Annotated in this window: 26 protein-coding genes; 4 read left to right on the forward strand and 22 right to left on the reverse strand. The window is 72.8% G+C overall.

Annotated features, from left to right (window positions below; all coding sequences use genetic code 11):
- Positions 1 to 351: 351 nt before the first annotated feature.
- The 4 genes from aceE to I6G21_RS10065 all read left to right on the forward strand — a co-directional run bounded on the left by aceE (position 352) and on the right by I6G21_RS10065 (position 5918).
- Positions 352 to 3045 (forward strand): pyruvate dehydrogenase (acetyl-transferring), homodimeric type, encoded by a 2694-nt coding sequence (gene aceE, locus I6G21_RS10050; protein WP_058731603.1) that lies wholly within the window; start codon positions 352 to 354, stop codon positions 3043 to 3045.
- 188 nt (positions 3046 to 3233) lie between these two features.
- Positions 3234 to 4127 (forward strand): ACP S-malonyltransferase, encoded by an 894-nt coding sequence (locus I6G21_RS10055; RefSeq protein WP_058731596.1) that lies wholly within the window; start codon positions 3234 to 3236, stop codon positions 4125 to 4127.
- A gap of 144 nt (positions 4128 to 4271) precedes the next feature.
- Positions 4272 to 4517, forward strand: coding sequence for an acyl carrier protein (locus I6G21_RS10060; RefSeq protein ID WP_058731597.1), 246 nt, complete (start codon positions 4272 to 4274; stop codon positions 4515 to 4517).
- Positions 4518 to 4649: 132 nt separating this feature from the next.
- A complete protein-coding gene (locus I6G21_RS10065; protein WP_061224967.1) occupies positions 4650 to 5918 on the forward strand; it encodes a beta-ketoacyl-[acyl-carrier-protein] synthase family protein in 1269 nt (422 codons plus the stop codon).
- A gap of 113 nt (positions 5919 to 6031) precedes the next feature.
- On the opposite strand, the gene I6G21_RS10070 is transcribed toward I6G21_RS10065, so the two are convergent.
- The 22 genes from I6G21_RS10070 to I6G21_RS10175 form a co-directional block, all read right to left on the reverse strand.
- Positions 6032 to 6538, reverse strand: a complete 507-nt coding sequence (locus I6G21_RS10070; RefSeq protein WP_058731599.1) for a DUF3145 family protein — start codon at positions 6536 to 6538, stop codon at positions 6032 to 6034.
- Between the two features lie 133 nt (positions 6539 to 6671).
- A complete protein-coding gene (locus I6G21_RS10075) occupies positions 6672 to 7724 on the reverse strand; it encodes a tyrosine-type recombinase/integrase (RefSeq protein WP_269148336.1) in 1053 nt (350 codons plus the stop codon).
- Positions 7721 to 8557 carry a uroporphyrinogen-III synthase gene (locus I6G21_RS10080; protein WP_058731601.1) on the reverse strand — a complete coding sequence of 279 codons (837 nt, stop codon included), beginning with the start codon at positions 8555 to 8557 and terminating at the stop codon, positions 7721 to 7723. The genes I6G21_RS10075 and I6G21_RS10080 overlap by 4 nt, the downstream gene beginning before the upstream one ends.
- A gap of 71 nt (positions 8558 to 8628) precedes the next feature.
- On the reverse strand, positions 8629 to 9987 hold the full coding sequence (locus I6G21_RS10085; RefSeq protein WP_064725409.1) for a DNA-processing protein DprA: 1359 nt from the start codon (positions 9985 to 9987) through the stop codon (positions 8629 to 8631).
- Between the two features lie 55 nt (positions 9988 to 10042).
- Entirely contained in the window at positions 10043 to 11584 is a 1542-nt protein-coding gene (locus tag I6G21_RS10090) for a YifB family Mg chelatase-like AAA ATPase (RefSeq protein ID WP_058731762.1), read from the reverse strand.
- A 1-nt stretch (position 11585) separates the two neighbouring features.
- On the reverse strand, positions 11586 to 11972 hold the full coding sequence (locus tag I6G21_RS10095; RefSeq protein WP_058731763.1) for a YraN family protein: 387 nt from the start codon (positions 11970 to 11972) through the stop codon (positions 11586 to 11588).
- Positions 11973 to 12278: 306 nt separating this feature from the next.
- Positions 12279 to 12998, reverse strand: a complete 720-nt coding sequence (locus tag I6G21_RS10100; protein ID WP_224799694.1) for a ribonuclease HII — start codon at positions 12996 to 12998, stop codon at positions 12279 to 12281.
- A gap of 56 nt (positions 12999 to 13054) precedes the next feature.
- Positions 13055 to 13834 carry a signal peptidase I gene (gene lepB / locus I6G21_RS10105; protein WP_064725410.1) on the reverse strand — a complete coding sequence of 260 codons (780 nt, stop codon included), beginning with the start codon at positions 13832 to 13834 and terminating at the stop codon, positions 13055 to 13057.
- 62 nt (positions 13835 to 13896) lie between these two features.
- Positions 13897 to 14490 carry a signal peptidase I gene (gene lepB, locus I6G21_RS10110; protein ID WP_232238447.1) on the reverse strand — a complete coding sequence of 198 codons (594 nt, stop codon included), beginning with the start codon at positions 14488 to 14490 and terminating at the stop codon, positions 13897 to 13899.
- A gap of 74 nt (positions 14491 to 14564) precedes the next feature.
- On the reverse strand, positions 14565 to 14915 hold the full coding sequence (gene rplS, locus I6G21_RS10115; RefSeq protein ID WP_058731467.1) for a 50S ribosomal protein L19: 351 nt from the start codon (positions 14913 to 14915) through the stop codon (positions 14565 to 14567).
- Positions 14916 to 15102: 187 nt separating this feature from the next.
- The gene (gene trmD, locus I6G21_RS10120; protein ID WP_058731468.1) at positions 15103 to 15915 is read right to left on the reverse strand and encodes a tRNA (guanosine(37)-N1)-methyltransferase TrmD; all 813 of its coding nucleotides are present in this window, start codon (positions 15913 to 15915) and stop codon (positions 15103 to 15105) included.
- Positions 15912 to 16601, reverse strand: a complete 690-nt coding sequence (gene rimM, locus I6G21_RS10125; protein WP_129357463.1) for a ribosome maturation factor RimM — start codon at positions 16599 to 16601, stop codon at positions 15912 to 15914. Before rimM ends, trmD begins: the two co-directional genes overlap by 4 nt.
- A 143-nt stretch (positions 16602 to 16744) precedes the next feature.
- Positions 16745 to 16984: an RNA-binding protein gene (locus I6G21_RS10130; protein ID WP_058731470.1), complete on the reverse strand. Its 240-nt coding sequence runs from the start codon at positions 16982 to 16984 to the stop codon at positions 16745 to 16747.
- 2 nt (positions 16985 to 16986) lie between these two features.
- Entirely contained in the window at positions 16987 to 17397 is a 411-nt protein-coding gene (gene rpsP / locus I6G21_RS10135) for a 30S ribosomal protein S16 (RefSeq protein ID WP_058731471.1), read from the reverse strand.
- A 205-nt stretch (positions 17398 to 17602) separates the two neighbouring features.
- Positions 17603 to 18766, reverse strand: coding sequence for an ABC transporter permease (locus I6G21_RS10140; protein ID WP_058731472.1), 1164 nt, complete (start codon positions 18764 to 18766; stop codon positions 17603 to 17605).
- Complete coding sequence (locus I6G21_RS10145; RefSeq protein ID WP_129357462.1) at positions 18763 to 19680, reverse strand: ABC transporter ATP-binding protein; 918 nt, start codon at positions 19678 to 19680, stop codon at positions 18763 to 18765. Before I6G21_RS10145 ends, I6G21_RS10140 begins: the two co-directional genes overlap by 4 nt.
- A 156-nt stretch (positions 19681 to 19836) precedes the next feature.
- Complete coding sequence (locus I6G21_RS10150) at positions 19837 to 20637, reverse strand: response regulator transcription factor (protein WP_232238448.1); 801 nt, start codon at positions 20635 to 20637, stop codon at positions 19837 to 19839.
- On the reverse strand, positions 20630 to 22069 hold the full coding sequence (locus I6G21_RS10155; RefSeq protein ID WP_165869958.1) for a sensor histidine kinase: 1440 nt from the start codon (positions 22067 to 22069) through the stop codon (positions 20630 to 20632). The genes I6G21_RS10150 and I6G21_RS10155 overlap by 8 nt, the downstream gene beginning before the upstream one ends.
- Complete coding sequence (locus I6G21_RS10160; RefSeq protein WP_064725415.1) at positions 22066 to 23361, reverse strand: hypothetical protein; 1296 nt, start codon at positions 23359 to 23361, stop codon at positions 22066 to 22068. Before I6G21_RS10160 ends, I6G21_RS10155 begins: the two co-directional genes overlap by 4 nt.
- Positions 23362 to 23423: 62 nt before the next feature.
- Entirely contained in the window at positions 23424 to 23915 is a 492-nt protein-coding gene (locus tag I6G21_RS10165) for an NUDIX domain-containing protein (RefSeq protein ID WP_058731511.1), read from the reverse strand.
- Positions 23916 to 23924: 9 nt separating this feature from the next.
- Positions 23925 to 25508, reverse strand: coding sequence for a signal recognition particle protein (gene ffh, locus I6G21_RS10170; protein ID WP_129357460.1), 1584 nt, complete (start codon positions 25506 to 25508; stop codon positions 23925 to 23927).
- A gap of 167 nt (positions 25509 to 25675) precedes the next feature.
- A complete protein-coding gene (locus I6G21_RS10175) occupies positions 25676 to 26026 on the reverse strand; it encodes a P-II family nitrogen regulator (RefSeq protein WP_058731509.1) in 351 nt (116 codons plus the stop codon).
- Positions 26027 to 26034: the final 8 nt, after the last annotated feature.

The following is a 26034-nucleotide window of genomic DNA, read 5'->3' on the forward strand; positions in this document are numbered from 1 at the left end:
TGAGGGGTCTGGGGATCGCCGCGGAGCCGATGCTCGCCGCGGGCGACGGCCGACGTCGCGGGGATGGCGCGCGCCGGCGTCGTCACACGTACCACCCAACACCGTCGACGCCGTCGGATCAAGTGTCGGCACCCGCCCGACGTGGCGCACGCCATGGGTCGGCGGGCTCGCCACGGAAGGGCCCGCACACCCCGGATATGACACCATGGAAGGTGACGCGGCGCGCCGACGAGGGCGCGCCGGGAGCGGCCTCTGACGGGGCGCATGCTCCCCACTGACACCGAGTGAAAGAGGTTCACCGTGGCTCCCTCAGCGACGAACGACCACATCCTCAGCCAGCTCACCGCCGGCATGGCCGACCAGGACCACGAGGAGACATCCGAGTGGATGGAGGCCTTCGACCAGCTCGTCGAGACCCAGGGCACCGAGCGGGCCCAGTTCATCGTCCGCCGCCTGCTGCAGCGGGCCGGGGCCAAGTCCGTTCAGGTCCCCACCGTGACCACCACCGACTACGTCAACACCATCCCCGTGGACCAGGAGCCGGAGTTCCCGGGCGATGAGGAGATCGAGCGCCGGTACCGCGCGCTACTGCGCTGGAACGCCGCCGTCATGGTCCACCGCGCCCAGCGCCCCGAGATCGGGGTGGGCGGTCACATCTCCAGCTACGCCGGCGTGGCAACCCTCTACGAGGTGGGCCTGAACCACTTCTTCCGCGGCCAGGACCACCCCGGCGGCGGGGACCAGGTCTACTTCCAGGGCCACTCCTCCCCCGGCAACTACGCCCGCGCCTACCTCGAGGGCCGACTGACCGAGGAGGACCTGGACGCCTTCCGGCAGGAGAAGACCAAGCCCGGCCACGAGATGCCCTCCTACCCGCACCCCCGGTGCAAGCAGGACTTCTGGCAGTTCCCCACCGTGTCCATGGGTCTGGGCCCGCTCAACGCGATCCACCAGGCGCAGTTCAACAAGTACCTGCACAACCGCGGGATCAAGGACACCTCCGAGCAGCACGTCTGGGCCTTCCTCGGCGACGGCGAAATGGACGAGCCCGAGTCGCGCGGCGCCCTGCAGCTGGCGGCCAACGACAAGCTGGACAACCTCACCTTCGTCGTCAACTGCAACCTCCAGCGCCTGGACGGGCCGGTGCGCGGCAACGGCAAGATCATCCAGGAGCTGGAGGCGTTCTTCCGCGGCGCCGGCTGGCACGTCATCAAGGTCATCTGGGGCCGCGAGTGGGACGCGCTGCTGGAGAAGGACGAGGACGGCGAGCTCGTGAAGATCATGAACGAGACGCTGGACGGGGACTACCAGACCTACAAGGCGGAGAACGGCGGCTTCATCCGCGAGCACTTCTTCGGGCGCTCCCCCAAGACCAAGGAGATGGTCGCGGACATGTCCGACGACGAGATCTGGTCCCTCAAGCGCGGCGCCCACGACTACCGCAAGGTCTATGCGGCCTACAAGCAGGCCCTGGAGACCAAGGGCCGGCCCACCGTCATCCTGGCCCAGGGCATCAAGGGCTACGGGCTGGGCACCCACTTCGAGGGCCGCAACGCGACCCACCAGATGAAGAAGCTGACCCTGGAGGACCTCAAGGTCTTCCGGGATCGCCTGCGCATCCCCGTCTCCGACGAGGAGCTGGAGAAGGACCTCTACGGCGCCCCGTACTACCACCCGGGTCCGGACGCCCCGGAGATCAAGTACATGCTGGAGCGGCGCAGGGAGCTCGGCGGGTTCATCCCGATCCGCGACGGACACCAGCGGCCCATCTCCCTGCCCCCGGAGAAGGCCTACGCCGGGGCCAAGAAGGGCTCGGGCAAGCAGATGGCGGCCACCACCATGGCCTTCGTGCGCCTGCTCAAGGACCTGATGCGGGACAAGGAGTTCGGCAAGCGGATCGTCCCGATCATCCCGGATGAGGCCCGCACCTTCGGCATGGACTCCTTCTTCCCCACGCAGAAGATCTACAACCCCAACGGCCAGAACTACCTGTCCGTGGATCGCGAGCTGATGCTGGCCTACAAGGAGGCCACGGACGGTCAGCTGCTGCACGTGGGCATCAACGAGGCCGGGGCCACCGCGGCGTTCACCGCCGTCGGCTCCTCCTACTCCACCCACGGCGTCCCGATGATCCCGGTGTACATCTTCTACTCGATGTTCGGCTTCCAGCGCACCGGCGACGGCTTCTGGGCCGCCGCGGACCAGCTCTCCCGCGGGTTCATCATCGGCGCGACGGCCGGGCGCACGACCCTGGCCGGCGAGGGCCTGCAGCACATGGACGGGCACTCCCCGATCCTGGCCTCGACCAACCCGGCGGTGCGCCACTACGACCCCGCCTACGGCTACGAGATCGCCCACATCGTCCAGCGCGGCCTGGAGCACATGTACGGCGAGGGCGACGAAGACCACGACGTCATGTACTACCTCACGGTGTACAACGAGCCGATCGTGCAGCCGGCCGAGCCGGAGGACGTGGACGTGGAGGGGATCCTCAAGGGCATCTACCTGCTCAAGCCCGCCGAGATCGACGGGCCGCGAGCCCAGCTGCTCGCCTCCGGCGTGGCGGTGCCGTGGGCCCTGGAGGCGCAGCGGATCCTGGCCGAGGACTGGAAGGTCTCCGCCGACGTGTGGTCCGTGACCTCCTGGAACGAGCTGCGCCGGGACGCCCGCAAGGCCGAGGAGCAGGCGATGCTGCACCCGGAGCAGGAGCAGCGGGTGCCGTTCGTGACCAGCCAGCTGGAAGGCGCCACCGGCCCGATCGTGGCCTCCTCGGACTTCACCTCCGACGTGCCCGATCAGATCCGCCAGTACGTGCCCAACGAGTTCGCGACCCTGGGTGCGGACGGCTTCGGCTTCTCCGACACCCGGGCCGGGGCCCGCCGGTTCTTCCACATCGACGCCCACTCGATGGTGGTGCGCGCCCTGGAGATGCTGGCGGCCCGCGGCGAGGTCGACGCCGACGCCCCGCGTCAGGCCATCGACCGGTACCACCTGCTGGATCCGGCCGCCGGGGTCTCCGGCAACTCCGGCGGGGAAGCCGCCTGAGCCCGACCCTGCTACCCGCGGGCCGGGACCGACGGGACCGTCAGTGCGACGGCCCCCGTCCGGACCCGGCCCGCGGGCGTCTGTGCGGGGGGTCTCCGCACGGGTCGCAGGGCGGGGCCGGGAAAACCGGAGCGCCCCACGGCCCGTACGGACATGATCTGCGCGCCGATTCGTGGAAAGCTGAGACCGTGATTGCCATACTCTGCCCTGGACAGGGCTCCCAGAAACCCGGATTCCTCTCGCCGTGGCTCGACGACGAAGCGCTGCGCACCCGCCTGGCGGGGCTGGGCGACGTCGTCGGACTGGACCTGGTGCGCTTGGGCACCGAGGCCGATGAGGAGACCATCAAGGACACCGCGATCGCCCAGCCGCTGATCGTGGCCGCGGGCATCGTGGCCGGCGAGCGGCTGAAGGAGGCCCTGACCGGCGAGGACCTGGTCTGGGCCGGGCACTCGGTCGGGGAGATCACCGCGGCCGCGCTGTCCGGCGTGCTCAGCGCGGAGGACGCGCTGCGCTTCATCAAGGTCCGCGCCGAGGGCATGGCCCGGGCCGCCGCGGCTGAACCCACCGGGATGGCCGCGGTGCTCGGCGGGGACGAGGAGCAGGTGCGCGCGGCCATCGAGGAGGCCGGACTGACGGCGGCCAACGCCAACGGCGGCGGTCAGATCGTCGCCGCGGGCACCGCCGCCCAGCTGGAGGCCTTCGCGGCCGCTCCCCCGGCCCGCACCCGCGTGATCCCGCTGAAGGTCGCCGGGGCCTTCCACACCCACCACATGCGCCCGGCCGTGGGACCTCTGCAGGAGCTGGCCCGCGGCCTGGAGCCCGCCGAGCCGGTCTCGACCCTGCTGTCCAACCGCGACGGCAAGCCCGTGACCTCCGGGGCCGCGGCCCTGCAGTCCCTGGTGGACCAGGTGACCCGCCCGGTGCGCTGGGACCTGTGCCAGCAGAAGCTGCTGGAGCTGGGCGTCGACTCCGCGTGGGAGCTGCCCCCGGCCGGCACCCTGACCGGGCTGGCCCGGCGCGCCATGAAGGGCGTGCCGGTCACGGCCCTGAGCTCCCCGGAGCAGCTGCCGCAGCCCTGATCCCCGACCCCCGCGGGGTGGCCGCTGACCGCGGGGAAGAAGCGGAGCGGCGCCGGGGCCGGTAGACTGGCCCCCGGCAGAGCGAAACCCATTCGGCCCGCGCGGCCCAAGCGCCGCCGGGAGACTGCAAGACAAGGAGAACCGATGGCTGACAAGAACGAGATCCTCGCCGGACTGGCCGAGATCGTCAACGAGGAGACCGGTGTGGAGACCGAGGAGGTCCAGCTGGAGAAGTCCTTCACCGAGGACCTGGACATCGACTCCATCTCCATGATGACCATCGTCGTCAACGCGGAGGAGAAGTTCGGGGTGACCATCCCGGATGAGGAGGTCAAGAACCTCAAGACCGTCGGCGACGCCGTCGACTTCATCGCCAACGCCTCCAACTGACGGCGGGCGGCGAAGCCGCCGCGTGGGGTGCGGCGCCCAGTCGGCGCCGTGCCCCGCGCGCTCTCGCCGCGAACCCCGGCCAGCACCATCCGCCCGCCCCGCGGGCTCCCCGTAACAGAAAGTTCTCGGCAGATGAGTCGCAAAGCAGTCGTGACCGGTCTCGGAGCCATCTCACCGATCGGCGCCAGCGCCCACCAGATGTGGGCCAACGCCCTGAAGGGAGTCTCCGGCGTCGTCTGTCTGGAGGACGAGTGGGTGCAGCAGCACCAGCTGCCCGTCTACATCGCCGGGCGGGTCAGCTCCCCCATCAGCGAGTCCGAGTACGTCTCCCGGGTGGAGACCAAGCGCCTGGACCCCTCGGGGCAGTTCGCCGTGCACTCGGCCCGTCAGGCCTGGGCCGACGCCGGGTTCACCGGTGAGGACGCCGAGGCCAGCGAGGAGCTGGATCCGGAGCGGGTGGCCGTGTCCTTCGGGACCGGGATCGGCGGGGTGTGGACCCTGCTGGACAGCTGGGACACGCTGCGCGAGCGCGGCCCCCGCCGGGTGCTGCCGATGACGGTGCCGATGCTGATGCCCAACGGGGCCGCGGCCGCCGTCTCCCTGAACCACAAGGCCCGCGCTGCGGCGCAGACCGTCGTCTCCGCGTGCGCCTCCGGCACGGAGGCCCTGCACGTGGCCCTGGACCTGATCCGCACCGGCAAGGCCGACGTCGTGGTCGCCGGCGGCACCGAGTCCGCGATCCACCCCCTGCCGCTGGCGGCCTTCGCGAAGATGCAGGCGCTGTCCACGCGCAACGACGAGCCGGAGCGGGCCTCCCGCCCCTACGACGTCGATCGGGACGGCTTCGTGATGGGCGAGGGCGCCGCAGCGCTGATCATCGAGTCGGAGGAGCACGCCAAGGCCCGCGGGGCGCGCATCTACGCGGAGCTGGCCGGCACCGGGGTCTCCTCGGACGCCTTCCACATCACCGCCCCCGACGCCGAGGGCCTCGGTGCCGCGCGCAGCCTGCGCGAGGCGATGGCCTCCGGGGACTTCACCGCCGCCGACGTCAAGCACGTCAACGCGCACGCGACCTCCACCCCCGTGGGGGACATCCCGGAGGCCACGGCCCTGCGGGCGGCCTTCGGCTCCGCGACCGATGACATGGCGGTCTCGGCCACGAAGTCCATGACCGGGCACCTGCTCGGCGCCGCCGGGGCGATCGAGGCCGTGATGACCGTGCTGGCGGTGCACGAGCACAAGGCCCCGGCGACCATCAACCTGGAGCACCAGGACCCGCAGATCGACCTGGATGTGGTCACCCAGGCCCGGGATCTGCCGGCCGGGGAGATCGTCGCGGTCTCCAACTCCTTCGGCTTCGGCGGGCACAACTCGGTAGCCGCCTTCCGCTCGGTGAACTGACCCCCGCATCCCCCACGCGCACGACGGCGCCCCGGCTGGACAGATCCTGCCGGGGCGCCGTCGTGTCCCGGGTGCGGGGATGCGTGGTGCCGGGGTGGCCGAGCGGTCGCGGGTCAGCTCACCCGGTGCAGCACGCGCACGTTCTCCGGGGCGCTGACGCACTCGCGCAGGGGCTCCAGCTCCTCGTCCCACGCCTCCCCCAGCGCGAGGGAGAACTGGCGCAGCAGGGCCTGGGGATCACCCTGGGCGCTCTCGTAGGCGCAGCGCACGCGGTCCTCGGTGATGACGGTGTTCCCGGCGGCATCCGTCATGGCCCAGAAGATGCCGAGGCCGGGGGTGTAGGCCCAGCGACCGGCGTCGGATCCGGGGCGGGCCTCCTCGTGGATCTCGAAGCGCAGATTCCCCAGCTGACGCAGGGCGGAGGCCAGCAGGGCACCGGTGCCGCAGGGGCCCTCCCATTCCAGGGTGGTGCGCACCTGTCCGGGCAGGGCGAACTGCGGGGACCACTGGGGCTCCGGGGTGCGTCCGACCACGGATTCCAGGGCCCACCGGATGTGCGGGCACAGCGAGGCGGGGGCTGCGTGGATGTGCAGCACCCCGTGGGTGCGGGGGGTGTTCACGTCGTCTCCTCGGGACACGGGACAGATGCGTCTTCCCCTACGATCTGTCGCCCCGACGGCGGACGTTGCGGGCCCTCGCCCGGGCACCATTGTGCCCCACCCGCAGCGACGGGCCAACCGCGACCCGGCGCGCTCAGGCCCGCGGGTGGGCCCCGCGGTAGGTGTCGGCCAGGCGCTGCACCGAGACGTGGGTGTAGATCTGGGTGGTCGCCAGGCTGGCGTGTCCCAGCAGCTCCTGGACCGCGCGGATGTCGGCCCCGCCGTCCACCAGGTGCGTGGCCGCGCTGTGGCGGAAGACGTGGGCGCCGGTCACCCCGGTGTCCGTGGCTCGGGTGAGGGCCGCGTTGATATCCTCCCGCAGCTGCCTCGGGTCCGCCCGTCCGCCGCGGGGCCCGAGGAACACCGCCGACGCGGCCGACCCCTCGGGGTGGGCACCGGCCCAGCGGGGGCGGCCCTGCTCCAGCCAGGCACGCAGGGCGGCGACGGCCGGGGCCCCCAGGGGGACGGTGCGCTGCCGGTTGCCCTTGCCGGTCAGGGTCAGGGTGCGCCGCTCCCAGGAGATGTCCCCCAGATCCAGGCCGGCCAGCTCTGCGATGCGCGCGCCGGTCGAATACAGCACCTCCACGACCGCCAGCGTCCGCAGCCGGCGGGTGCGGGCCGCGGGAGGCTCTGATCCTTCGCTGCCGGGGCCCGCGGACGCCCCGGACTCGGCCGCCGCAGCATCGGCCGCGTCGGAACGGGCGCGCTCGGGCTCGCGCAGGTGGGCGATGACGGCCTCGACCTGCGCGGCGGAGAGCACCGGCGGCAGGCTGCGGGGGCGCTTGGGCGACTGCAGGCGCACGGAAGGGTCGACGGGAACCAGCCCCTCCCGCTGCGCCCAGCGGAAGAAGCCGCGCGCCGCGGAGGCCCGACGGGCGGAGCTGGTCCGGGCGGCACCGTCGTGCCCGGCCAGCCAGTCCCGCAGGTCCTCCAGGGTGATCTGCTCCGGGCTCTCGCGTCCGCGGCGCTGGGCGTGGCGCATCAGGTCCGCCAGATCCCCCAGATACGCGGCGATGGTGCGCGGGCTGCGATGCCGCTCCCACCGCAGGTGCTCCTCGTACTCGCCCAGGGCGCGGGCGTGGGCCTCCCCCAGCTCCTGCTCTCCCGACCGGTCCTCCCCGGGCCGGTCGGCCGTCGGGGCGCTCACGGCCGCTCCCGAGGTGATCGACTCTGCGCCCATGTACCGACCTGCCGCAGCATCGCCCCCAGCCGGAAGCGCTCGGGGTGCTGCACGGTGAAGCCGTGCTCCCGCAGGGGTGCGGCGGTGACCGCCCCGACGGCGAACAGGCCGAGGTCCCCCGAGGCGCTGCGCTCGGCCAGGCGGCACCGCTGCTCGGCGTCGGCCGCCTTCAGCCACGCCGCGGCGGCCCCCGCGGAGGTGAACAGCACGGCATCGGCCGATCCGTCGGCGGCTTCGCGCACGCTGCGCAGCACCGGCTCCGGATCCGCGGGCTGGGCATAGCGGTACAGGACCACCCCGTGCACCTGCGCACCCCGTTCGCGCAGGTCCCGGGCGTCGCGGCCGTCGTCCATCCCGTGGTGCTGGATCGCGACGGTGCGTCCGCTCAGCCCCTCGACGGTGAGGTGTTCGATCAGCTCGCTCGTGCTCTCCCCGGGTGCGACCCAGTCGGCCGTGAGCCCGGCGGCCCTGATGGCCCCGTGGGCCTTGGCCCCGCGGGCGAGCAGGCGGGTCTGACCGAGCAGGCGGCGCAGCGGCTCTCCGAGCTCGAGCGCATCGGCGGCCGCCAGCCACGCGCGCAGCCCCACCCCCGTGGTGATCAGCACCGCCTCGGGACGCGCGGCGAGGATCGCGCGGGTGTCCCGGGCGATCTGCTCGTCCCGCTCGGCCGGCACCACCACCAGGGCGGGGCAGTGGAAGACCTCCGCGCCGAGGCGGGTCAGGGCCTCGTCGATCTCCCGGGAGCGTCGCTGGGCCGTCAGGTGCACGCGCAGCGGCGCTCGGGCATCGGTGTCGCTCACGTCAGAGACCTCCTGGGTCGATGGGTGCGCCGTCGCCCCGGGTCGAGGGAACCGGGGCGACCTCCTGCCCTTCACACTGTATCCACCGGGGTGCCCGATCCCGCACGCTGCGCCGGACGGGAGTCCGGGTGCAGCCGCCAGGTGCCGTCCTCGCGCCGCTGGGCCAGCCCCCGGCCCTCCAGCACAGACAGGCTCGGCAGCACCTGGCGGATCGCCAGCCCGGCGACGGCGCACAGCCGATCCGCGGGCACGGCGCGGGCCACGGGCAGGGCATCCAGCACCAGCCGCTGCACCTCGTCCAACCCCTCCCGCGGATCCGGCTCCCCGGGACCGGCACCGGTTCCCGCGACGCCGCCGAGCCCGGAGCCTTCAGGCCCCGACGCCTCGGGTCCGGCCGCGCCGGCCCCCGACCCGGGCATCGGCAGGAGTCCCTGCCCCGCGCCGCTCAGGCCCGGCAGCTGCGGGGAGCCGATGAGCTCCCGCAGGTCCCGGGTGCTGGTGACCATGCTCACCGGCTCCTCCTGCAGCAGCCGGTGGCAGCCCGCCGACTGGGCGCTGAACACGCTGCCGGGGACCGCGGCCACCGTGCGCCCCCATTCCAGGCCGTGGTGGGCGGTGTTCAGCGCCCCGGAGCGCCACCCGGCCTCCACCACCACGATCACCTCCGCCAGCCCCGCGATCAGCCGGTTGCGCTGCAGGAAGCGGTGGCGCATCGGGGAGCACCCGGGAGGGACCTCGGTGAGCACCAGCCCGCGGTCGGCGATCTCGCGCAGCAGGTCCTCGTGCCGGCGGGGGTAGAAGCGGTCGATGCCGCAGGCCAGGAAGCACACCGTCGCCGGGTCCCGGACGGAGGTGGCCAGGGCGGCCCGGTGCGCGGCGGCGTCGATCCCGAAGGCCCCGCCGGACAGGATCCCGTAGCCTTCGGCCGCCAGATCGCCGGCCAGGTGGGAGGTGACGGCGGTGCCGTAGCCGGTCGCGTCCCGGGAGCCGACGAAGGCGATCTCCCCGACCCCGCACCGGGCCAGCCGCTCCCGCTGCCCCCGCCCCCACAGCCCCCACGGCTGGGCCGGGCCGAGGTCCAGGAAGGGCTCGGGCCAGTCCGGATCCTCCGGGCAGGCGAACCAGGCGCCGTGGTGGCGGGCGAGGGTCTCCTCGAGGGCCTCGACACGGCGCAGCCCGACCCGCGGCTGCCACCGTCGCACGGCCTGCTCCAGCGCCTCCTCGGTGAGGCTGCGGGCGTATTCGGGCCAGGCTTCGGCCGCTTCGCGCCGCTCGGCCGGGCTCGGTCGGTCGCGGCCCTCGGCGATGGCCAGGGCACGCTCCGGCCCGAAGGCCGCGACCAGGACGATGGCCACCGCGTCCTGGGGTTCGGCGATCTGCATCAGGCGCTGCCGGGCGGTGCGCACGGCGGCGGGGGCGAGGGAGGTCATGGCGGTCTCCTGGGGCTGGGGATTCGGTGTGCGGGACGTGAGGGTGGGGGTGGATTCAGGCGGGGGCCAGCTGGGAGGTCAGGCGCAGGCTGATGGCGGTGTCGATGTCCTGGCGCGCCGGGGAGGTGCGTCCCTCCAGGTCCGCGATGGTCCAGGCCAGGCGCTGCACGCGGTCGCAGCCGCGCAGGGTCAGCTCGCCGCGGTCCAACAGGCCCTGCAGCGGGGTGAGCACGCTGGGCTCCAGGCGCAGCGCCCCACGCAGGTGGGTGCCGCCGAGCTGGCCGTTGGTGGACAGGCCGAGTCCGGCCAGCCGCTCGGCGGCGATCGCGCGGGCCTGCCGGACCCGGGCGGCCACGGCGGCGCTGGTCTCGGCCTCGCCGCGGGTGCGCATCTGGGCGTAGGAGAGCTTGGGCACCGTGATGTGCAGGTCCACCCGGTCCAGCAGGGGCCCGGAGAGCTTGGCGAGGTAGCGACGCCGCTCCACCGGGCCGCAGGAGCAGCGTCCCCCGCCCATCTCCTGGGAGCGTCCGCAGGGACACGGGTTGGCGGCCAGCACGAGCTGGAAGCGAGCCGGGTACTGGGCGCTGGCCCGGGCCCGGTCGATGGTGATCAGCCCGGATTCCAGGGGCTGGCGCAGGGCATCCAGGACCCCGCGGCGGAATTCCGGGGCCTCGTCGAGGAAGAGCACGCCGCGGTGAGCCCGGGAGGCGGCACCGGGTCGCGGCAGCCCGCTGCCCCCGCCGACGATCGCCGCGGCCGAGGCCGTGTGGTGCGGTGCCTCCCACGGGGGATCCTCGATCAGCCGGGTCAGCGGGGCGGTGCGCTGGCCGATCGAATGCACCGCGGTCACCTCGTGGGCTTCGGCAGCACCCAGCCGCGGGAGGATGCCCGGCAGCCGTTCGGCGAGCATCGTCTTCCCGGAGCCGGGCGGCCCGACCATGGACAGGTGGTGGCCTCCGGCGGCGGCGATCTCCAGGGCCCAGCGGCCCTCCTCCTGCCCGACGACGTCGGCCAGGTCCTTGGGCGCCGCGGGGGCAGGTTCCGCTGCGACGGCGCGCGGGCGCTGCGGCGGGCGGATCAGCGTCTCGGTGCGGGCGCCGGCCCAGGCCAGGACATCGGCCAGGCAGGAGAATCCGTGCACGACGGCCCCCTGGACCAGCTGCGCCTCCGGCAGGTCCTCCTCCGCCACCACGACGTGCTCGTGTCCGGCGGCCACCGCCGCGGCGACGCTGGGGAAGACCCCGGGCACGGGACGCAGGCAGCCGTCCAGACCCAGCTCGGCCAGGTAGACGCACCCGCCGGTGGGCTCGGTGGCGCCGTCGGCCTGCACCGCGGCCATGACGATCGCGAGGTCGTAACCGGAGCCGGTCTTCGGCAGGGTCGCCGGGGTGAGGTTCACGGTGATGCGGCGCGGGGCCAGGGCGCGACCGCTGTTCTTGGCCGCCGAACGGATCCGCTCCCGGGACTCCATGAGCGTGGCGTCCGGCAGCCCCAGGAGCACGAAGGACGGCAGCGAGGCGCCGATGTCGGCCTCCACATCCACCAGGTGGCCCTCCAGGCCCAGCAGGGCGACGGTGTGCGTACGGGCGAAACCCATCTCAGCCCACCCCTTCCAGCTGCTCGTAGGTGAAGCCCGTCGGGGTGCCGGTGATGGCCACCGCGTCGATGCGCACCCGCCCCGGGCGCAGCCCGCAGCCGCGGGTCCACTCCCCCGTGAGCCGGCGCAGGCTGCGGATCTTCTGCTCGTCGATGGCTTCGAAGGGATGCCCGCAGTCTGCCGTGGTGCGGGTCTTGACCTCGCAGATCACGTATCCTTCCGGGGCACGGCAGATCAGGTCCAGCTCCCCGCGCGCGGGCTCGCCGCGCTCGGCCTGCGCGCCGGCGGGCGGCCGCCAGTTGCGCTCCAGCACCTCCCATCCGCGTCCGATCATCACGGCGGCGGCGATCTGCTCGCCCCACCGCCCGGTCTGTGCTCGCTCGTCCATGTCGGCACCTGCCTTTCCGTCGGCACCCATCGTGGGCGCAGCGCGGCAGGCGCGGACCGGAAACCGCGGATTCGAGGCGGCGAAAGTGGATGGGAAGCCCGAATCACGGCCGCGTCCACCGGTTCGGGAGACCGGTCCCCCATCGTCCCCGGGCACGGGCGCACGGACCGGACGGCCGGTCGAGGGGTTCGGCGGCGCAGGCGCGACGCGGGGAGGGGCGAGGAAGGGGCGGCGCAGGTGCGAAGCCGAGAGGCGTGTTGCGAGCGCGCGGACCTGGAAAGGAGGGCCCGACGTCGGCAGTGGGGGTCAGCCGCGGGCGGCCCGGGCCGCCTCGAGAGCCTCGGAGGCGGCACCGAGCTTCCAGCTGAGCCGATGCTGCGGCGTCGGGCCCAGGGCGGCGATGGCCCGCCGGTGGGCCGCGGCGCCGTAGCCCTTGTTCCCGGCCCACCCGTAGCCGGGGTGGGCTGCGTCCAGCTCGAGCATCAGGGCGTCCCGATGCACCTTCGCCCAGACGGAGGCCGCGGCCACGCTCGCGCAGGCCACGTCCGCCTTCACCCGGGTGCTCACCCTCCCGGTCCACGCGGGCAGGTCTTCGCCCTCCAGAGCCTGCGCCACGGGATCCGGCTCCGCGAACAGGTCCGGGGCAGGCGCGGTGAGCCAGTCATGGCTGCCGTCCAGCAGGACGGCGTCGGGCCGGTGCCCTGCCGCGCCCAGCTGGGCCAGCGCACGCTGCCCGGCCAGGCGCAGGGCCCCGGTGATGCCCAGCAGGTCGATCTCCCGGGGCGAGGCGCAGCCCACGGCCGCGGGGATCCAGGCCGCGATCTGCTCGGCCATCGACGTGCGTCGGGCCGGGGAGAGCAGCTTGGAATCCGTCAGGTCCGGGATGGTCAGCCGCGTGTGCGCGTCCACGACGGCGGCTCCGACCGCCACCGGCCCGGCCAGGGCGCCTCGGCCCACCTCGTCCATGCCGGCCACGGATCGGCACCGCGGGCCCAGCAGGCTGCGCTCCAGGTCCAGGTCCGCCATGGGGCGCACCGTGTGGGGCCTTCCGGTCGCGGGCCGGACGTGCTCGGCGTCGGGCATCAGGACTTCGAAGGGGCCGGCACGTCGGCGAAGACCTCGTGGTGGTCGTCCAGCAGGTGGAAGCGGTTCAGCGGCCACGCGGTGACGAAGGCCCGGCCGACGACGTCGTCCGCCTTCACGAACTCCGTCTTCTGCTCGATGTGGTACCGGGAATCCGCGGAGGCGTCCCGGTGGTCGCCCATCACGAAGAACTCGCCGTCGGGCACCGTCACGTCGAAAGGCATCCCGCAGGGGTGGGAGCCGGGGTACAGGTAGGAGGATTCGTCCAGGGTCCTGCCGTTGACGGTGACCTCGGAATCGGCGTCCTTGCACACCACGTGGTCCCCGCCGGTGCCGATGACGCGCTTGATGAGGTAGTTCTCCGAGGCATCCGGCATGACCCCGACGAAGGACAGCGCCTGGCGCACCGGGGAGACCTGGCCCTGCTCGGAGGCGGGGATCCATCCCTGGGTGTCCTCGAAGACGATGATGTCCCCGCGGGAGGGGTCGTGGAACCAGCTGCCGGCGACGTTCACGAAGATGCGGTCGTTCAGCTCGAGGGTGTTCTCCATCGAGCCGGAGGGGATGTAGAAGCCGCGCAGCAGGAAGGTCTTGACCAGGAAGGCGATGAGCACCGCGTAGAGGATGACCAGCAGGGTCTCCCGGATCTTCCCCCAGGCCCCCTGCGGCCGCTCCTCTCGCTTCCGACGCCGCAGAGCTCTCCGGGAGCGGTCCCCGGCCGCGGGGGTCGGGGCGGCGTCGTCGGGGTGGGAGGCTGCGGGCGTGGCCGGATCTGCCATAGGATTCCTTCATGGGCCGGGTCGGCGGGGTCCCGCCGGGTGGTGGATGGGGCTACCGCAGTCTAACGGTCCAGGCTGTGAATGCGGTGCAGCGGCCGGACGACGGCCACGGGGGTGCCGATGATCCGGTCCTCCCGGATCATCCCCCCGCCGGGGGCCCCGAGCAGCGCCCGGGAGTCCCGGGAACCGGAGCGGTGGTCCCCCATGACCCAGAGCCGCCCCGCGGGGACCCGCACGGAGAACTCCTGCTCGGAGGGCTTCTCCCCGGGAGGCAGGTACGGCTCAGTCAGGGGCTGGCCGTTGACCTCCAGGCGCCCGTCCGCGGAACAACAGCGCACCGTGTCCCCGCCGACGCCGATCACGCGCTTGACGAACACATCCTCGCGGGTGCGCAGGCCCGTCCAGGCGCCGGCGACTTCCAGGGTGTGGCCCAGCCACCCGCCCTCGGAGCGGTAGGGGGCCAGCGAGCCGGTGCCGTCGAAGACGATGATCTGCCCGCGCTCCGGGTGGTCCTGACCCACCCGCCAGACCGCGATCCGATCCCCGGGCATCAGGGTGTCCTCCATGGACCCGGAGGGCACGGTGAAGATCTCCAGCAGCAGGCAGCGCACGAGGATCATCAGCGTCAGGGCCAGGGCCGGGACCGCAACGACCAAGCGCCGACCCCCGAGCGGGAGTCGGCGCTTGGCCTCAGGGGCGGAAGCCTCCGCCCGAGATGAGGGTGACAACCCTACGCGTTGTCGCGCTTCTCGCGGATGCGCGCGGCCTTGCCGTGGCGCTCGCGCATGTAGTACAGCTTCGCGCGGCGCACGTCACCGCGGGTCAGCACCTCGATCTTGTCGATGATCGGGGAGTGCACCGGGAAGGTGCGCTCCACGCCGACGCCGAAGGAGACCTTGCGGACGGTGAAGGTCTCGCGCACCCCGGCACCCTGGCGCCCGACGACGTAGCCGCGGAACACCTGGACGCGGGAGCGGTTGCCCTCCACGATGTTGACGTGCACGTCCAGGGTGTCGCCGGGACCGAAGTCCGGGATGTCCTGGCGCAGGGACTTGCTGTCGATGAAATCGAGAGTCTGCATGACTGTTCGCTTCTCCTCGGCCGCCGCCGCAGGTCGCCGACCGATGCTCACGCCGCCCGTCTGCCCCGAAGATCCGGGGGTGGGCGGTGCTGCTGGGTATCCGAGGCAGGATCGGTGCCTCGGTGCCGTGTCCGTCAGGTCGCTCTTCCCCCTGCGGCAGGGGCGTGCCCGAACACGGCGCAATCGCCTATCCTAGCGGGTCGGCGCCTTCGCTGCCAGTGTCGCGGGCGGCTTCCTCGAGCACCGTGCGGTCGCGTGCGTCCAGGCGCTGCGGGGGCAGCGCCTGGATCAGGTCCGGGCGGCGCTCCAGCGTGCGGCGCAGCTGCCAGTCCCGGCGGGTCCGGGCGATCAGCGCATGGTTGCCGGTCAGCAGCACCTGCGGCACCTCCCGGCCGCGCCAGTCGGCCGGCTTGGTGTACACGGGGTACTCCAGCAGTCCCTCCGCGTGGGATTCCTCGACCAGCGAGGCGGGGTTGCCGATGACCCCGGGCAGCAGCCGGGCCACGGCCTCGATCATCGCCATCACGGCGACCTCTCCCCCGTTGAGCACGTAGTCCCCGATGCTCACGGGGCGCACGCGGAAGCGCTCGGCGGCCCACTCCAGCACGCGCTCGTCGATGCCCTCGTAGCGCCCGCAGGCGAAGACCAGGTGCTCCTCCTGCGCCCAGGCCTCGGCGGTGCGCTGGGTGAAGACCTCCCCGGCCGGGGAGGGCACGATCAGCAGCGGGCGAGGATCCGGCTGCGCGGGATCGGTCGAATCGGCGGGTTCGTCGAGGATGGCCTCCAGGGCCTCGGCCCACGGCTCGGGCTTCATGACCATCCCGGCCCCGCCGCCGTAGGGGGTGTCGTCCACGGTGCGGTGGCGGTCGTGGGTGTGCTCGCGCAGGTCGTGCACGCGCAGATCCAGCAGACCGGCGCGGCGGGCCTTGCCGATCAGGGACAGCTCCAGGGGCGCGAGGTACTCCGTGAAGATGGAGACGACGTCGTAGCGGTGCCTCACGGCCGCGGCTCCCCGTCCTGAGCGCCGCCGGCCTGCGCGCCGCCGGCCTGCGCGCCGCCGGCCTGAGCGTCCCCGTCCTGAGCGCCGTCCTCGGCCGCTAGTCGCGACGCGTCAGCGTCCTCCCGGTTCAGCTCCAGCAGCCCCGGCGGGGGCGTGATGACGACCCGCCCGGCCTCCAGGTCCACCTCCGGGACGATCTCGGCCACGAAGGGCACCAGCGACTCGGAGCCGTCCGCGAGGGTCACGGCCAGCAGGTCCTGGGTCGGCAGGGTCTGCAACCCGGTGACCGTCCCGACCGGCTCCCCCAGCCGGGCGCGCGCGGGGTCCTCACCGGCGCGGGCCCACTCCTCGGGGTCCACGGCGTACACGGCCAGGCCCGTGAGCTCGTGTTCGTAGTACCCCTCGGTCTCCTCCGCCTCCTCGGTGTCGATGAGCAGGTGGTGGTTGCGCAGGGCCTCGGCGCCGTTGCGGTCGGAGACCTCCTCGAAACGCAGCACGAGGATGGACTTGTTCCACCGGGCCCCCGCCACCGTGAGGGTGCCGGAGGGGGCCAGCGGGCTGGCCGGCTCCAGGATCAGGACCTCGCCCCGGGCGAAGCGGGTCTCGGGGTCGTCGGTGAGCAGCTGGACGGTCACCTCCCCGCGGATGCCGTGGGGTTTGCCGATGCGGGCGGCCTGGACGCGCACTGGTCCTCCTGGGAGTGGGGTCTGAAGGGATGTGGGAACGGCGAAGGCCCGCGGCCGCCGGGATGCGGCGGCCGCGGGCCTTGGCTGCGTCGGCTCCCGCGGCGGTCGATGGCGCGCGGGGTCCGAGTCGGCGACGGCGGGGATCAGCGGCGGTCGGTGTCGACGATGTCGACCTTGACCTGCTCATCCTCCGCCAGCGCGCCGATCACGGTGCGCACGGATTTCGCGGTGCGCCCGTTGCGCCCGATGACGCGGCCGAGGTCCTCGGGGTCCACTCGGACCTCGAGGGTCTGGCCGCGGCGGCCGCTGTGGGAGCGGACCTCGACCTCCTCGGGGTCATCCACGATGCCCTTGATGAGGTGCTCCAGCGCGTCGGCGAGCATGATTACTCCGCGGACTCCTCGGCCGGGGTCTCGGTCTCCTCGGCCTTCTGCTCACCCTTGGGGGTGACGGCCTCGGTGATGATCACGGAGCCCTTCTCCGGGACGGTGAACTCGGGCTTGGGCTCGACCGGCTTGACGGAGGACTCGGTGGAGCCCTCGCCGGTGAACTTGGCCCAGTCGCCGGTCAGCTTGAGAAGCTTCAGCACCTGCTCGGTCGGCTGGGCGCCGACAGACAGCCAGTGCTGGGCGCGCTCCGAGTCGATGCGCACGAGCGAGGGGTTCTCGGTCGGCTGGTAGATGCCGATCTCCTCGATCGCGCGGCCATCGCGCTTGGTGCGGGAATCCATGACCACCACGCGGTAGCGGGGGTCACGGATCTTGCCCATACGCTTCAGACGGATCTTCGTAGCCACTGTTGTGGACTCTCCTGTTTCTGTACATGGTGAGCCGGTCGCAGGCGGTACGCGCCGTGGGGTGGGCGGTGGTGCCTGGCGGCTCGATGCGGACACAATGAACACGCGGTGAGAGGGTCCGCGCGCATCGAGTACCCGTCAAGTATGCCAGATGGGTCAAGTCCTGGCCAGCACCGCGCGCAGCCGCCCTCTCCCCGCCCCGGTGTCAGGACCGGCCGGTGAGCACCTGCCCCCAGCGCAGCCGGGTCCCGGTGCGCAGCACCGCCCGCCGGTACACGCGCCCGGCCCACGCGGTGATCAGCACCAGGGCCAGCAGACCCAGGCCCAGGGAGGCCGCACCCTCGACGGGCCCGGCGGTGCCCTGCACCAGGCGCAGCGGCATCACCACCGAGGAGGCCAGCGGCACCCAGGACAGCGCGGTCTGCACGGTGCCGGAGGCGAACAGCCCGGCGAAGTACAGGACCATGAGGATCGTGGTCAGCGGGGTGGAGGTCGCGGAGAGGTCCTCGGGGCGATCCGCCATCGCCCCGGCCACCGCCCACAGCGCCGCGAGGATCGAGAAGCCCACGAGGAAGAAGGCCAGGAACCACCCCGAGCCGCGCAGCACCCAGCCCATCTCCAGGCCGACGTCGAAGAGGTTCATCGCCAGCAGTCCGGCGGCCAGGTAGAGGACCAGCTGGCCCAGGGCCAGCCCGATGTTGGCCGCGAGCTTGCCGATGAGCACCTGGCGCACGGGTACGGCGGCCGCGATGATCTCCACGACGCGGTGGGACTTCTCCTCGAGGATGGACTGGGCGATGCCCATGCCGAAGACGATCGCGGCCAGGTAGAACAGGATCGCGAAGACGAAGCTGAGCACCCGACCGGCGGCCACCTGCTGGGAGGACTCCGTGCCCTCCAGGGACACCCGGGCCTCGGCGCGCAGGGCCGTGAGGTCCACTCCCTGTTCCGCGGCCGCCCGGGCCTCCAGATCCTCGGTGACGACCTCCGTCAGGATGCGGGAGTGCTGCGTGGCGGACCCGTCCGGGGTGATGATGCTCCAGCGATCCCCGCGCTGGATGAGGGCCAGGTCCGCCTCGTCCCGTTCGACGCGGTCGATGGCCTCCTGATCGCTCCCGACCCGCTCGGGGGTCAGGGAGTCCTGCGCCGAGCTCTCGTGCAGCGTCGTCTCGGCCTGCTCCACGTACTGCTGGGCCTGGGAGGAGGAGACCGCCACGGTGGTCTCGGTGCCGCGGTCGGAGAACCAGGAGTAGGCGGCGATGCCGCCGATGATGAGGACCAGCGTGACGACGAGGCTGGTCAGGAAGGATTTCGCGGTGGCGCGCACGGCGATCTCGCGCAGCGCCACGGTCTGCCAGGCGGTGGTCATCGGGTGGCCTTCCGGTAGATCTCGCTGAGGGTCGGGTAGATGCGGGTGAAGCCGGTGAGCCCGCGGGGCACGAGGTCGGCCAGCAGGCGCGAGCGCGTCCGATCGCTCTCCCCCGGGTCCTCCGGGAGCTCCACGAGCGCCTCTCGCCCGGCGACGTCGAGCACGTCCAGTTCGGGGACGTCCCGCAGCCAGCCCAGGTCCGCCTCGGCGGTGATCCGGTAGCGGGCCGGGCCGGTGCTGCGCAGGGTCTCGGCGCTCCCGGCGACGGCCACCGTCCCCTCGTGGAGGATGACGACGTCTTCGCACAGCCGCTCCACCAGGTCCAGCTGGTGGCTGGAGAACAGCACGGGCACCCCGCGGCGCAGCAGGCGACGCAGCATCTCGACCATGGAGTCCACGGCCGCGGGGTCCAGCCCGGAGAACGGCTCGTCCAGGATCAGGGCCTCCGGCTCGTGGATCAGGGCCGCCGCGATCTGCACGCGCTGCTGGTTGCCCAGGGAGAGGGATTCCAGCAGGTCGCGGCCCCGATCCGCGAGGCCGAACTCCTCCAGGAGCCGCCCGGCCCGGTCGCGGGCCTCGGCTCGGGCCACACCCTGCAGCTGGGCGAGGTAGACCAGCTGGTCGATGATCCGCTGCTTGGGCCACAGCCCGCGCTCCTCCGGCATGTACCCGAAGCGGCCGATCTGCTCCGCGCCCAGGGGCTCACCGCGCCACAGGACCTCCCCCGCCGTGGGTTCCAGGATCCCCATGATCATGCGCAGGGTGGTGGTCTTCCCGGCGCCGTTGGCGCCGAGGAACCCGGTCATCGTGCCGGGGCGCAGGGCGAAGTCCAGCCCGTCCACCACGGTCCGCTCGCCGAAGCGGCGAGTCAGGCCGTGCACGCGCAGCACGGGGTCATCGGGCATCGGGGGCATGGGGGTCTCCTCAGGGCTTCGGATGCGGCGGATGCGGACGCGCACGGCGGTGCGGGCCGCGTCATCCACGCTAGGCCGAGCGATTCCGGCCTCGCCTCCCCCCGGAGGATGAATCCGCCTCCGGCGCCCCTCCCCCGGCGGGGGGATCCACGCGGATCAGTCCCGGGCGCCGAGCCCGGCCCGGTGCGCGAGCACGACCGCCTGCACCCGGTCCCGGGAGCCCGTCTTGGCGAAGACGGCGGAGACGTGGGTCTTCACGGTGGCCTGCCCGAGCCACAGCTTCTCGGCGATCTCGCCGTTGGACAGGCCCTGGGCCATCAGCCCGAGGATCTGCGTCTCGCGCGGGGTCAGCGTGGCCAGGCGACGGCGGGCCTCCTCCCGTTCGGCCTCGCGCGCGGGGTCCGGTTCCGCCCCCGCCCCCGGCTCGACGGCGTCGGGCGAGGAAGCGCACCCACCGGCAGCCTTGCCGGTGCGGCCCTCCCCGGCCAGGCCGTGTTCGGGCGCCCCCTCCCTGGATTCCCCGGGCATCCCGGCCACCCGCCGGATCAGCGGGAGGGTGACCTCGGGGCTGAGCAGGGCCTGCCCGGATCCCACGGCGCGCACGGCCGCGACGAGCTCCTCCGGGGTGGCCGTCTTCAGCAGGAAGCCGCTGGCCCCGGCCCGCAGGGCGGCCATCAGGTGCTGGTCCTCACCGAAGGTGGTCAGCATCAGGACCCGGCCGAGCTGGCGTCGAGTCACCTCCCGGGTCGCCTCGATGCCGTTGACCCCGGGCATCTGGATGTCCATCAGCACGACGTCGGCGGGCCGCTCGGCCAGCAGCCGCAGAGCCTGACCGCCGTCGGCCGCCTCCCCGATGACCTCGATGTCCTCCTCCAGCTCCAGGACCAGGCGGAATCCGGCCCGGACCAGCGCCTGATCGTCCACCAGAAGCACCCGCAGAGTCTGCGCCTCAGCCACGGGAGACCCCCTGCGCCGCTTCGAGCTGCCCGTGCGCCTCCTCGGGCGGCAGGGGCAGGGCGAAGCGCACGAACCATCCGCGCCCGCCGACGCGCGGACCCCAGCAGGCGTGACCGCCGTGGGCCTCGGCCCGCTCCCGCAGACCGCGCAGCCCCCGGCCGCCGGTCCCGCCGATCACACCTCCCACGGGTGCGGGCCCGCCGCCGTCGTCGGTGACCTCGCCCTCCAGCAGACCTGCCTCGGCGCGCAGGCGCACGACGAAGGCCGCGGTCCCGGAACCGGCGTGCTTGGCGGCGTTGGTCAGGGACTCCTGGGCCATCCTCAGGAAGGCCAGCTGGGCGGGCAGGCCCATCGTGCGCAGAAGGGTCTCCCACGTCGCCTCGGGCACGGCCAGCTCCCAGCGCACCGTGAGCCCGGCCCGCTCCATCTCCCGGGGCAGGCGCAGGGTCCGGGCGAGTCCCGGTTCCTCCTCCGCGGACTCCGGGCCCTCGTGGGGGTCGCGCAGGACGGCGAGGATCGTGCGCAGCTCCGCGACGCCCTCCCGGGTGGAGCCCTCCACGCGCAGGAGGGCCTCGCGCAGGGCGGAGGCCGTCGGGCCCGTCAGGTGAGCCTCGTCGGGGGCGCCGGCCTTCTCCAGGCGCCGGCGGGCACCGCCGGCGAGCATCCCGACCCCGGTGAAGTGGTGGCCGATCGCGTCGTGCAGCTCTCGGGCCAGGCGCACCCGCTCCTGCAGGACCGCCTGCTCGCTCAGCCGCTGGGACTGCGCCCGGATGGTCTCGGCCTGCTCGGCCAGCAGGGTCGTGCGCAGGGCGGCGCGCCAGGAGGCCCGCCCGAAGGCCGCGGCGCCGCCGAAGTAGGCCAGGTTCATCGCGGCGAAGACGAGGACGTAGGAGACCACCGGATCGAAGGGTCCGGCGCCGTCACGGGGCACGCGGTCCATGAGGATGGCCACGGACTGCCGCATGGACAGGTCCAGCAGGACCCACAGGGTCATCACGAGGATCACCGCGAGCATCGCCGTCCACACCGCGGCCCGGTGCCGGGCCCAGGCCACCGCAGAGTAGATGGTCGTGAAGTAGGCGATCTGGAAGGTGACGGTCATGCTGCCGGCCGGACCCAGGTACGCCCCGCCGATGAACAGGGCCGTAGCCGCCAGCATCGTCGCGACCGGGTGGGAGCGACGCAGCGCCAGCAGTGCCGCCATGAGGAGCACGACGGCGTAGTCCCGCGGCCGCACCGCGTGATCGCCGTATTGGCCGACGGACTGCGAGGTCGCGATGTTCAACGCGCTCAGCGCGGCCATCCCCGCGGCGATCAGCGCATCCGCGCGCCGCTGCCGGGCCGTGGGGGCCGGTCTCACCCAGTCCGGGTGCTGGGGGTCATCCAGTCGGGCGCGGATCCGCTCGGTCCAGGGCGATGCCGCCGGGCTCACCGGTTCCGACGCCCCAGCCAGGTGCCCACGCCCCAGCCGAGGGCCGCGGCGGCGCTGACCGCGGCCCCGCGCACCAGGCGGGCGGGCAGGTGGTGCTCGGGCAGGGCGGGCCCGTGCGGGCCGATGCCCCCGGCCCGGGATCCGGCGCCGACGCCCGGGCTCATCGAATCCGGGTTCTGGTCCGTCCGGACACCGCGCACCCCGTCCAGCAGGGTCTGCGCACCATCGCGCACGCGCTGGGCCACCGCGCCGACCGGGCCCTGCTCGGGGGCGATCACCTCGTGCTCCGGCAGGTCCTCCGGGGTGCGCCGCCCGTCCAGGATCTTCGCTGCGTCCTCCGGCAGGCCCAGCAGCTGGAGCACGGATTCGGGGGCGTAGCGCCCGGTGGCGTCCTCGGCGTATCCGGCCAGGCGCCGGGCGGAGGGAGCGTCCAGGCGGAAGCGCTCGGCCAGGGCGGCGACGGCGCCGCGGCGGGCGGCGTCGCGACGGGGCTGGGAGGCCAGCCCGGAGACCTGGGCCTGCAGCCGCCCCGCGGGGGAATCCTCGGGGTAGGTCGCCACGGAGGTGCGCACCGGGCCCCATTCCAGGGTCACCGGGTCCGCGTCCTGACCGAGCACGGTCAGGGCCCGGTGCTCCCCGTCCGTGTCCAGCAGAACCGCCGCGGCGTCGACCGCGTCCAGCAGCTCCACGAGGTCCTCGTAGTCGGTGCCGGCGGCCAGGGACCAGCCCGCGGCGGGGGCGGCGAGCTGGACGGGTCCGCGGCGTCGGGTGCGCAGCAGGCGTCGGCGCAGGGCGGGCACCGGGAGGCGGACCTCGGCGACGGCGGTGGGGGCGGCCTGCGGGGACGGGCCGGTCTGCCAGGAGGCGTATTCCAGCCCGGGGAAGGCCAGCAGCTCCTCCATGAAGTCCTCCAGGCCCGCACCCAGGGTGAGCCGCCCTTCCGCGTCGGCCCGGGCCACGCGCGGATCAGCACCGGGGCCGGTGACCGGCAGCATCAGGTCGATCGTGCGCTCGGCGGCGCTGTACACGGCCGGCACGGACTGCTCACGCAGCACCCGCAGGATGCTCTCCTGCTCGGCGGGACCGCCGCTGGGGTCCACGGACACGGCGCCGTCGGCCTGCTCGGTGAGGCGCCGGTGCAGGTCCAGGCGCACAGGCACCCACTGCCAGCCCGCCGCCGCGGGGTGCGGGGTCTGGGCCTGGGGCCGGTGCGGCGGCCGGGCGGATGCGGGATCCTGCGGGTCCACGACGACCTCCTCCTTCTCAGCGGTGGGCGGGCAGCCGGAGAGCATCGGCTCCGCTTCCTCGAGCGCCTCGGCGGCGTTCGGATCCTCGATCGGATCCTCCTGCGGGCTCAGCCCCAGCTGGTGGAGCTCAATTCTACGACCTCACCGGTCTTCCGGGCTTCCAGGGCACGACGCAGGCGCCCGGCGAATCCCGGACCCACGTACGCGTCCAGCTCAGCCGCGGGGACGAAGCGGTATTCCAGCAGCTCCTCGGCCTGCAGCCGGATCGGCGCGTCGGCAGGGATGGTGCCGCCGTCGTAGAGGAAATAGGCCGAATCCCCCCACTCGCCCATCGACAGGCCGTGGAAGATCAGCAGCAGCCGGCCGGGCTCCAGGCGCAGCCCGGTCTCCTCCACGACCTCCCGGAAGCAGCCCTCCTGCGGGGCCTCGCCGGCCTCCACCGTCCCACCGGGCAGGGTCCAACCGTCCTTGTAGTTGGGCTTGGCCACCAGCACCGACCCATTCGGATCGGTGATCAGGGCGCCTGCGGCCAGGCGACGGCGCGGCAGGGAGGCGACGAAGGCCCGGAAGTCCTCCGGGGAGAGGTAGGTATCAGCCATGCTTCCGGTCTACTGGTCCCCGAGGAACTTCTCAAACCCCTTGGGCAGGTTGGACAGGTCCAGGTCCTGCTTCTGCTGCTGACCGAAGGAGGACCCGCGGGCCGCGGCCGGCTGCTGCAGGCCCTTGCGCTGGGCCTCGCGCTTGGCCGGGTTGCCGGAGCCTTTGCGCTTGGCGTTCTTGCCCTTGGCCTTCTTCTTGGACCCGCCGCCGGACCCGCCCATCCCGGGCATGCCCGGCATCCCCTGCATACCCGGCATTCCAGGCATGCCCTTGCCGCCGGCCATGCGCTTCATCAGCTTCTGCGCCTGGCCGAAGCGCTCCATGAGCTGGTTGACCTCGGAGACGGTGACGCCGGAACCGCGGGCGATGCGCGCGCGGCGGGAGCCGTTGATGATCTTCGGAGCCACCCGCTCGTGCGGGGTCATGGATCGGACGATGGCTTCGACGCGGTCGATCTCCTTCTCGTCGAAGTTCTCCAGCTGCTGGCGCATCTGGGCCGCACCCGGCATCATCATCAGCAGCTTCTTCATGGATCCCATCTTGCGGATCTGCTGCATCTGGGCCAGGAAGTCCTCGAAGGTGAAGTCCTCGCGATCCTGGAACTTCTTGGCCATCCGGTCGGCTTCGGCCTTGTCCCAGGAGGCCTCGGCCTGCTCGATGAGGGTCAGGACGTCGCCCATGTCCAGGATGCGGTCGGCCATCCGGTCCGGGTGGAACTGCTCGAAGTCCTTCACGCCCTCGCCGGTGGAGGCGAACATGATGGGCTTGCCGGTCACGCTGGCCACGGACAGGGCCGCACCACCGCGGGCGTCGCCGTCGAGCTTGGACAGCACCACGCCCGTGAAGTCCACGCCCTCGTCGAAGGCCAGGGCGGTGTTCACGGCGTCCTGGCCGATCATCGCGTCGATGACGAACAGGACCTCGTTGGGCACGATCGCATCGCGGATGTCCCGGGCCTGCTTCATAAGCTCCTGGTCCACACCGAGCCGTCCGGCGGTGTCCACGATGACGACGTCGTGCAGCTTGGCGCGGGCCTCGGCCACTCCGTCCCGGGCCACCTGCACCGGGTCCCCCGTGGGGTCGTCGAACTCGCTGGTGGTGCCCGGGTGCGGGGCGAAGACGGGGACGCCGGCGCGCTGGCCGACCACCTGCAGCTGGGTCACGGCGTTGGGCCGCTGCAGATCCGAGGCGACCAGGATGGGCTTGTGCCCCTGAGTGGACAGCCAATGCGCGAGCTTCCCGGCCAGGGTGGTCTTGCCGGCACCCTGCAGACCGGCGAGCATGATGATGGTCGGACCGGTCTTGGCCATGCGGATGCGCCGGGTCTGCCCGCCGAGGATCTGCTTGAGCTCGTCGTTGACGATCTTCACGACCTGCTGGCCGGGGTTCAGGGCCTCGGAGACCTCAGCGCCCAGGGCGCGCTGCTTGACGGCGCCGGTGAACTCGCGGACCACGGGCACCGCGACGTCGGCGTCGAGCAGGGCGCGACGGATCTCGCGCACGGTGGCGTCGACGTCGGCTTCGCTCAGGCGGCCCTTGCCGCGCAGGTTCTTGAAGGTGGCCGCAAGACGGTCGGACAGGGAGTTGAACACGAGGCGTGGTCTGCTTTCGTCGGGTCCTGGCGGACGCCACCGGGATCGGGGCGGCGGAATCTACCGCAGCCGCCGGCGACGTCGTGGCAGTCAGCTTCCCAGAATAGCACCGGATCCCCCGGGCAGCCCGGGGGATCCGATGGGAGTGCGATCGTGTGTGGGTCCCGCTACTTCGAGTCGTACAGGGCCTTCTCGTCGGCCTCGCCGGTGCGCACGCGCTTGACCTCGTCCACCGGCTGCACCCAGACCTTGCCGTCGCCCTGGCTGCCGGTGTGGGCGGCCTTGACGATCACGTCCACGATCTCCCGGGCCCGCTCGTCGGTGGTGAGGATCTCCACGCGGATCTTCTGCAGCAGATCCACGGTGTACTTGGCGCCGCGGTACACCTCCCGGTGTCCGTGCTGGATGCCGTAACCGGCGGCGTCGGAGATGGTCATGCCGTGGATGCCGTACTCCTCCAGGGCCTCCTTGACGTCCGTGAACATCTCCGGTCGGACCACTGCGGTGATGAGCTTCATCTGTTCTC

Source organism: Rothia kristinae (assembly GCF_016028855.1).
GTDB lineage: Bacteria > Actinomycetota > Actinomycetes > Actinomycetales > Micrococcaceae > Rothia > Rothia kristinae.

What these genes read in the sequence shown, in the direction of transcription:
- aceE (WP_058731603.1), top strand. Translation starts at nt 352, where the DNA reads ATGGCCGACCAGGACCACGAGGAGACATCCGAGTGGATGGAGGCCTTC.
- I6G21_RS10060 (WP_058731597.1), top strand. Translation starts at nt 4,272, where the DNA reads ATGGCTGACAAGAACGAGATCCTCGCCGGACTGGCCGAGATCGTCAAC.
- I6G21_RS10065 (WP_061224967.1), top strand. Translation starts at nt 4,650, where the DNA reads ATGAGTCGCAAAGCAGTCGTGACCGGTCTCGGAGCCATCTCACCGATC.
- I6G21_RS10085 (WP_064725409.1), bottom strand. Translation starts at nt 9,987, where the DNA reads ATGACCTCCCTCGCCCCCGCCGCCGTGCGCACCGCCCGGCAGCGCCTG.
- I6G21_RS10090 (WP_058731762.1), bottom strand. Translation starts at nt 11,584, where the DNA reads ATGGGTTTCGCCCGTACGCACACCGTCGCCCTGCTGGGCCTGGAGGGC.
- I6G21_RS10095 (WP_058731763.1), bottom strand. Translation starts at nt 11,972, where the DNA reads ATGGACGAGCGAGCACAGACCGGGCGGTGGGGCGAGCAGATCGCCGCC.
- I6G21_RS10100 (WP_224799694.1), bottom strand. Translation starts at nt 12,998, where the DNA reads ATGGCGGACCTGGACCTGGAGCGCAGCCTGCTGGGCCCGCGGTGCCGA.
- lepB (WP_064725410.1), bottom strand. Translation starts at nt 13,834, where the DNA reads ATGGCAGATCCGGCCACGCCCGCAGCCTCCCACCCCGACGACGCCGCC.
- rplS (WP_058731467.1), bottom strand. Translation starts at nt 14,915, where the DNA reads ATGCAGACTCTCGATTTCATCGACAGCAAGTCCCTGCGCCAGGACATC.
- I6G21_RS10130 (WP_058731470.1), bottom strand. Translation starts at nt 16,984, where the DNA reads ATGCTCGCCGACGCGCTGGAGCACCTCATCAAGGGCATCGTGGATGAC.
- I6G21_RS10140 (WP_058731472.1), bottom strand. Translation starts at nt 18,766, where the DNA reads ATGACCACCGCCTGGCAGACCGTGGCGCTGCGCGAGATCGCCGTGCGC.
- I6G21_RS10145 (WP_129357462.1), bottom strand. Translation starts at nt 19,680, where the DNA reads ATGCCCCCGATGCCCGATGACCCCGTGCTGCGCGTGCACGGCCTGACT.
- I6G21_RS10160 (WP_064725415.1), bottom strand. Translation starts at nt 23,361, where the DNA reads ATGCTCTCCGGCTGCCCGCCCACCGCTGAGAAGGAGGAGGTCGTCGTG.
- I6G21_RS10165 (WP_058731511.1), bottom strand. Translation starts at nt 23,915, where the DNA reads ATGGCTGATACCTACCTCTCCCCGGAGGACTTCCGGGCCTTCGTCGCC.
- I6G21_RS10175 (WP_058731509.1), bottom strand. Translation starts at nt 26,026, where the DNA reads ATGAAGCTCATCACCGCAGTGGTCCGACCGGAGATGTTCACGGACGTC.